Annotated in this window: 7 protein-coding genes; all 7 read right to left on the bottom strand. The window is 37.9% G+C overall.

Going from position 1 to position 7190, the window contains the following annotated elements:
- Positions 1-11: 11 nt before the first annotated feature.
- The 7 genes from ENL20_03995 to ENL20_03965 all read right to left on the bottom strand — a co-directional run bounded on the left by ENL20_03995 (position 12) and on the right by ENL20_03965 (position 7089).
- Positions 12-176: a hypothetical protein gene (locus tag ENL20_03995; protein ID HHE37717.1), complete on the bottom strand. Its 165-nt coding sequence runs from the start codon at positions 174-176 to the stop codon at positions 12-14.
- A 1000-nt stretch (positions 177-1176) separates the two neighbouring features.
- Entirely contained in the window at positions 1177-2244 is a 1068-nt protein-coding gene (locus ENL20_03990) for a (Fe-S)-binding protein (GenBank protein ID HHE37716.1), read from the bottom strand.
- Between the two features lie 10 nt (positions 2245-2254).
- The gene (locus tag ENL20_03985; GenBank protein ID HHE37715.1) at positions 2255-2656 is read right to left on the bottom strand and encodes a hydrogenase iron-sulfur subunit; all 402 of its coding nucleotides are present in this window, start codon (positions 2654-2656) and stop codon (positions 2255-2257) included.
- On the bottom strand, positions 2622-3206 hold the full coding sequence (locus ENL20_03980; GenBank protein HHE37714.1) for a 4Fe-4S dicluster domain-containing protein: 585 nt from the start codon (positions 3204-3206) through the stop codon (positions 2622-2624). The genes ENL20_03985 and ENL20_03980 overlap by 35 nt, the downstream gene beginning before the upstream one ends.
- Positions 3207-3235: 29 nt before the next feature.
- Positions 3236-4666 (bottom strand): FAD-binding protein, encoded by a 1431-nt coding sequence (locus ENL20_03975; GenBank protein HHE37713.1) that lies wholly within the window; start codon positions 4664-4666, stop codon positions 3236-3238.
- A gap of 26 nt (positions 4667-4692) precedes the next feature.
- Complete coding sequence (locus ENL20_03970; protein ID HHE37712.1) at positions 4693-6387, bottom strand: FAD-binding protein; 1695 nt, start codon at positions 6385-6387, stop codon at positions 4693-4695.
- A gap of 9 nt (positions 6388-6396) precedes the next feature.
- Positions 6397-7089 (bottom strand): 4Fe-4S dicluster domain-containing protein, encoded by a 693-nt coding sequence (locus tag ENL20_03965; protein HHE37711.1) that lies wholly within the window; start codon positions 7087-7089, stop codon positions 6397-6399.
- Between the last annotated feature and the right edge of the window lie 101 nt (positions 7090-7190).

The following is a 7190-nucleotide window of genomic DNA, read 5'->3' as shown; positions in this document are numbered from 1 at the left end:
GTTTATCATCTTTAAACTCTTTCATTAATTTGATTTGGGATTCTTTCCCCTTCCACTTTATTAGATGGAAAATTTACCGGAATTCCAAGTTTGAAATTTGTAGAATCAAGACAATTCAATGGTTGGGCTTTGTGAACTTGTGTAATCGGATCTGCAGTTTTGAATTCGATAATGATTTAGCCATATATCCTTTCCTTTTTAATAATTTATCAGGTAGAAAAAAATTTTCAGGTTTTTCGTGTCAATATTTTTAATTGCTTAATTTGCTTTCTGTTATAGCAATATTATTGTTACTTTTCAAATATATCATACTAATATCTTTTTGTATAATAAGTTATTAAAACTCATATTCATTTTCCCTTTGCAGAAAAAAATTATCTCGATTTTAATTTCTTTAAAAAGATATACATGAACTAAATGAAGCAATTGAGCAAATGCAAAAAATAAAGTTCAATGGAATCGGGCAAGGTAAAATATGTTATTCTTAAAACAATTAATCAACAGGTTCAAAGAGATGAAATGGGGAGATTCCGACCAGAAATGAAAAATGGATAATGGAAAAAGGGTGAAAGGAGAAACGAAGAAATGGAAAAAATCTTCAGAGTTTCAGAAATCTTGAAAGTTTTTTGGGGAGTATCCGGTAACTACCGAATTAATGCGTAAATCAACTTACAAAGTTGATATGTATCACGATCATTCTTGATTGTGTTTTTCTTTGGATGATACAATTATGCAAAATGTAAAACCAAATTCTAAATTTGCATAATCGAGCTACTTTTCTCAATCAGGCAGCTGCCGGATAAGTTACAATTCTAACAAGATCGGTATCTTGTATTACGATATAAACTGCCGGATTAATGCAGAAATACAGATTTAACTTCCGGAAGTCTCGATTTATTGAATATTAAGAATGTTTTAATGCTTCTGTCCCAACAATCAGAAAATCAGTTCTACTCGAAAGAGAAGAGCCGACCAGGGATGCTGAATATTCGGATGTTATGTATTGGATTATTATTAATTAGTATCTGACCGAAAACTCACCCCCAGCCCCTCTCTTTAGCAAAGAGAGAGGAGAACGAGGATCACGAAATCACTTTATCCATAAGTGTTTCCCCTCTTTGTCAAAGAGGGGTCAGGGGAGTTTGTGATAGTAAAAACTGAGTTTTCGTTCAAGCACTAATTAAGAGATTCATACAAAAGATCAAGCAGGTTAACGACTTTTAATTTGCCATCATATTTTTTCGCAGCATTTTTCAGATTTAATTCGCAAGTTGGACAAAGAGTTGTAAAGTATTCGGCACCTGTTTCATAAGCCTGATCAACTCTCTTTTCAGCAAGACTTTTTGCTAATTCGTCATCTGTTACCAATAATCCACCACCGCCACCGCAACATTCAGCCTGTTTTCCATAAGTAGGCATCTCAACTAAATCCGAGCAAATTTTCTTTAGAATATCTCTGGGTTCATCAACCATACCCATCCCTCTTGCTACATTACAGGGATCATGGTAAGTTACTTTAATGTTTAACTTTTTTAATTTACCTTGATAATCAGGCAATCTCTCCACTATTTCATCAATAATATATTTTGCTTTCAGGTCAGGATATTTATTATCAATGAAGAAAGCACAAGTTGTACAGGCACAAATAATTTCCTCATCTTTATTGGGAATAGTATCCCGAAATTTATCCTGCTGATCTTTAAAACCTTTTTTATCACCGAGCACAGCAAACGGCATACCACAACAGGTCTCATCGAATGTTTTTGTTTTCACACCAAGTTTTTCCAAAATTTGCAGATACTTTTCAGAATCTTCTTTCCTCTCGATAAGTCTGCAGCCCAGGAGAACTGTTTTTTCACCTTTAAATTCCGGAGGTTTGAGTTCTTTCCCAAAAATATTACCGCTCTTTTCAATTTTTTTAGTAAGTACTTTATGCGATGGGAGAGAAAAGCCTGCATCAAATAGATCTGCTCGAACTGCTCCCATGATATCGGGAACAGATACATCGGCAGAACATCTTTCCACGCAATCCCTGCAAAATGTGCATTGGAACAGCTTTTCGGCAATATATTCCGTAGGTTCGAGTTTGCCTGTTAATAATCCGTAAGCTGTGATCAATTTTCCTCTTGCTCCGTCTATTTCCCAGCCAAGTTCCTTGAAAACCGGACATCCTTCAAAACAATATCCGCATCTAATACAAGTGTTTAATTCAGTTTCCCATTGTTTTAAATATTTTATTTCCATTAAATTAACCTCAAATCGCGATTTTTATCGGACCTAATTCCTTTAGATCATTATTAAATTCGTTGATCGCTTTTTCTAATTTAGCTGATTCACCTTTATCTATCCATTCCAGCCTGATCCTTTCAGACTCGATCCCGAATTGTTCTAATAATTTTTGCAGTAATAAAATCCTTCTTCTTGTCTTGTAATTGGCATCATGTTCACATTTATCATTGGGACAGGAAGCTATCATTACGCCCCAGGCTTTGTTGCGGAAAGCTTCTAAAATCAATTCTCCGGAAATCCTGCCGGAACACATATTTACGATGATATTATATTTATTCTCTATATTATCATTATTAAAATCGGATAATTGTAAACCTGGATATGATGACCAGCTACAACAAAACACGATCGACTTCGGATCCATCATCGACTCCTTCCAATAAAGTTCTGACTTTAGCACTCATTTCTTCATCACCGAGTTCCCAACCCTTAACAATATAGGCAGCCCCTGAAGGACATGCAGCTTCACAGCAGCCGCAACTCTGACATTTTACTTTATCGATGATTATCCTGTTGTTTTCTTTATCGAGAGAACGGGCTTCATGTTTACAGACTGAAACACAGATTCCACAGCGAGAGCAAAGATCATCATTTGTTTTGGAAGTTGTTCCATCAACATCAAAACCTGCATCGATCAAATCTGCTCTGGCATCATTAAAAATATCAGTCAAAGAAACTCCGGCAGAACAATTATTGTCGCATCTTTTACAATAAAAACACTCGAATATCTTTTCGGCAATGTATAGAGATGGTTCTGTCAATCCGTGCAGTAAACCGTAGATCATGATCAATTTTCCGCGAGGAGTATCGGTTTCCCAGCGTTTTATTTTGAAAAGATGACACTGTTCAAAACAATATCCGCATCTGATACAGATATTTAGTTCATTTTCCCATTTTTTTATTCTTTTAAACTCCATTATTACTCCTGATATTTTTTTTCAAAGAGTTAGTGAGTTCTATATCTTAACGATGTAGCAGTAATCCAATCATCCGGAGCATCCATTAATTTTCCCGGATTGAGAATATTATTCGGATCTAATGCTTTTTTTATAGCTCTCATTGTCGGTAAGGAATTGAATTTCTCTTTTTTGAAAGCCGGAGCTTTGGAGATTCCGATACCATGTTCTGCGGAAGTTGTTCCACCGACTGATTGGACATAATCATAAACCTCGGAAACAGCTTTTTTTGCATCTTCCCATTGAGTTTCTTTAGTAGGATCCATCAATATCTTGGTATGCATACAGCCTGAACCACAATGACCGTAAGCTGTCATGATCACATGATTGCGATCGGCGATTTCGTGTATCTTACCGGCGGTTTCTGCCATTTTTGAATATGGAACTGCCATATCATCGGCAAGAGATGTGCAAACATGAAATTCTTTAAACTTTGATAAAGAAGGAAATAATTTTTTCCTTCCGGAGAATATCTTTGTTCTTTCTTTGGCATCATAACTCAAGTCGATTCCAAAACCTGAATGCTTTTTACAAATACCGATAACTTTTTCGATCTCGATATCTATCGCTTCTTTTACCATACCGTCAGCTTCGAACATCAGAATTGCTTCCACATCCGGAAGACCTAGATCCTGGGCTTTGTTTACGGCTACGATTGCAATATTGTCCATCAGTTCCAGCATCGAAAGGTTGATCCCACCGGACATTATTTCCGAGATCGAGTCTCCGGCATTTTCCAATTTGTTGAATTTAGCGATTCCTAAACATCTGAATTTAGGAATTGGAACGATTTTCAGAATTGCTTCAACGATCACTCCCAGAGTGCCTTCTGATCCGACCATTAATCTATCGATCTGGTAACCGCTCGCTTCCACTCTTGTTTTTGCTCCGACATCGATCAAATCACCGTTCGCCATCACCACTTTCATCCCGAGAACAGAATCTCTAACTGCTCCGTATTTAACAGATCTGACACCGCTGGCATTGTTAGCAATCTCTCCGCCAATGGTCGCAATCCTGCTCGAAGCCGGAGCCGGAGGATAAAAAACTCCATAAGGTTTCAAGGCACGATTCAAATCGTCATCAACTACACCCGGTTCAACTCTCACTAAAGTATCCTCAGGATTGATTTCCAGGATCTTGTTCATTCGCTTCATATCCAGGACAATTCCACCATTTATGGGAACTGCCTGTCCGGACATTCCTGAGCCTGCTCCTCTGGGAATTACCGGGATCTTTTCAGAATCAGCATAACGCATGATCTCTTGAATTTCTTCTGCTTTTCCGGGTCTTAAAACCACCCAGGGCATAGATTCATGTACTGACGAATCTGTTCCATAAACATACAAATCTGCCGGATCGTCTTTTACATTCTCTACGCCGACAATACTCTTCAATTTTTCAATGTTTACAAATCCCATAAAAAACTCCTTTATAATTTAATATTCTAAATCAATGTCCCGTGATATTCTGCTGTTAATTGTTTTGCTTTAACATGGTCTGGAATATAATCGGGAAGTACAAGAGGAGAGATTTTTTTCTTATCTATTCCAATTTTATCGACTTCTTTTTCATACTCATAAACATGGTCTAAACTTAATTTTCCCGTTTTGGCAGTTTTGGCAAATTCAGCTGCGAATTTTCCTGATCTTCTGCCAAAAATAATCAGATCGAGTTGGGAATTTCCCATTAAACGATTTCGACCATGTACTCCACCGGAAGCTTCTCCGGAAACAAAAAGTCCGGGAATATTGGTTTCACAATGATCGTTTATTTCTACTCCTCCATTCTGATAATGAAGAGTTGGATAAACCAGGATCGGTTCTGTAATCATATCCACTCCAAACCTGGCAAATTGTCTGACCATTGCCGGAACACTTGCTTGAATTGTTCCCTTGCCATTTATTTGGTCAATTAAAGGAGTATCGAGCCAGACTCCGACATGCCCCGGATCATCAATACCAAGTTCCATCAAATTAGGAGTTCTGATGCCTTTTTTTCTTTCCTGGCATTCCCTGATAAAAGAAGAAGATTCCACATCTCGTGGCTCTAAAGGATTTACAAAGATCTCACCGTCAATATTTAAAGGTTGAGCTCCGAGAGATCTCAATTTTTCTGTGCAGAGAAATCCAAGAATTTGTTTTGGATAAATCGCTCCAGTCGGGTGATACTGAACAGAATCCATATACATCAGTTTTGCTCCCACACGATAACCGAGAACTAATCCATCTGCTGTTGCTCCATAATGATTTGTCGTTTCAAAATCCTTGATATGAAGTCTGCCGAAACCTCCGGTTGAAAGAATTACTGCCTTGGCTTTGATAGTATAATATTTCTTATTTTCAAGATGATATAAAACAGCACCGGAAACTTTCCCTTTGTTGTCCATGATCAGTTCTACGACCGGTTGATGTTCCAGAATTTTGATCTTATCCGGTCGATTAAGAATTTCGTCTCTTAAAGTAGAACAGATCGCAGCTCCAGTATAATCTCGAGCAGAATGCATTCTCAACCTGCTCGTTCCACCACCGGATTTTGTAACCATTGTGCCATCAGGATTACGATCGAACATCACTCCCAGATCTTTCAACCAGTTGATGCCATCCGGTGCTTCGGAAGTCAAAGCACGGACTAATTCCGGTTTATTATCAAAATGTCCACCTCCAATTGCATCGAGATAATGCAAAATCGGGGAATCGTTCGGTCTGACTGCAGCTTGGATTCCACCTTGAGCCATCATAGAGTTGGAATCACCAATCCTCAATTTCGTGACCAGAGTTACTTTCACTCCATTTTCTTCGGCAAGAAGTGCTGCTGCAAATCCGGCTGAACCTCCTCCTACAACCAGAACATCAGTTTCATAATCAGGTTTGGTTAAATCAAAGTCCTTCGGATTTATCCGCGAATAAGCTTCCAGAAGATCGACAATTTCTGTTGTCAGGTTTTCTCCTTTATTAGGACCGATCCTGATCTTTTTACGAGCATCAGGTTGATAATCCGGATGAAATTTATGTAAAACAACATCTCTCTCTTTTTCTGTCATCATCGGATGTATTTTTTTCCCGGACATCACAAGTTTAAATCTTTCAGGTCTTGTTTTTTCTACATTCCTAACTGATTTTTGCATACTTTCAGGATACATATTTATCTCCTAAATATCAAAGAGTTTTATCTCTCTTGAATAATATTTTTCTTTCAATTTTTCAGAATCCATTTCTTTAAGCTCGTCAAATCCTTGGTCATATTTTCCTTCTGCAATATCTTTTACTCTTCTGGTCAAATCCTTGCTTTCCGGTAATAAATATCTTCCGCAGAGTCTGCGAGCCAGCATTCCGGCATTATATTGGACAATTTCAGAAGGACAACGCAAAGCACATAATCCGCATCTGATACAATCGAAGGATAAATCTGCTGCTCTCTCGATATCACCTCTGATCAGAGCCTGGACATAATCCATAACTTTCAGGTCTTGCGGACAAGCTTTGGTGCAGGTGTTACAGGCAACACAACGGAAAACTACCGGATAATATTCTTTAATGGGAGCAATATCGGGTGTTAATTTTGTCAGGTCATAAACCGGTTTTTCTGCTGGAACAAATGGGATTTGAGCTAGATGCATACCGTCGGTAACAACTGTCTGGCAAGCTAAACCAGCTTGCAATTTATAATCTCCTTTTTCTCGGTAAATGGTACTGCAAGCACCGCAAAATCCTTCTCTGCAGCCAACTCCGTGTGTTAACTGAAATCCGGCAAATTCCAGAGCATTGATGATCGTCGAACCGGTAGGAACTTGAAAACTTTCTCCCAGAACAACTATTTCTACCATTTTTAATTTATCAGCCATTATTTTTCTCCCTCCTTCTCAACTGTTATTGAGAATTGGTCTTAATTTTTTATTTAAAGGTTCTGAATTACCTTTTATTCTCAAAGCTCAAAATCTTAATC

The sequence above is a fragment of the Candidatus Cloacimonadota bacterium genome, assembly GCA_011372345.1.
Taxonomy (GTDB): Bacteria; Cloacimonadota; Cloacimonadia; order Cloacimonadales; family TCS61; genus DRTC01.
The sequence above is the reverse complement of the archived record's forward strand: the minus strand, read 5'-3'. Positions and strand labels throughout refer to the sequence as shown.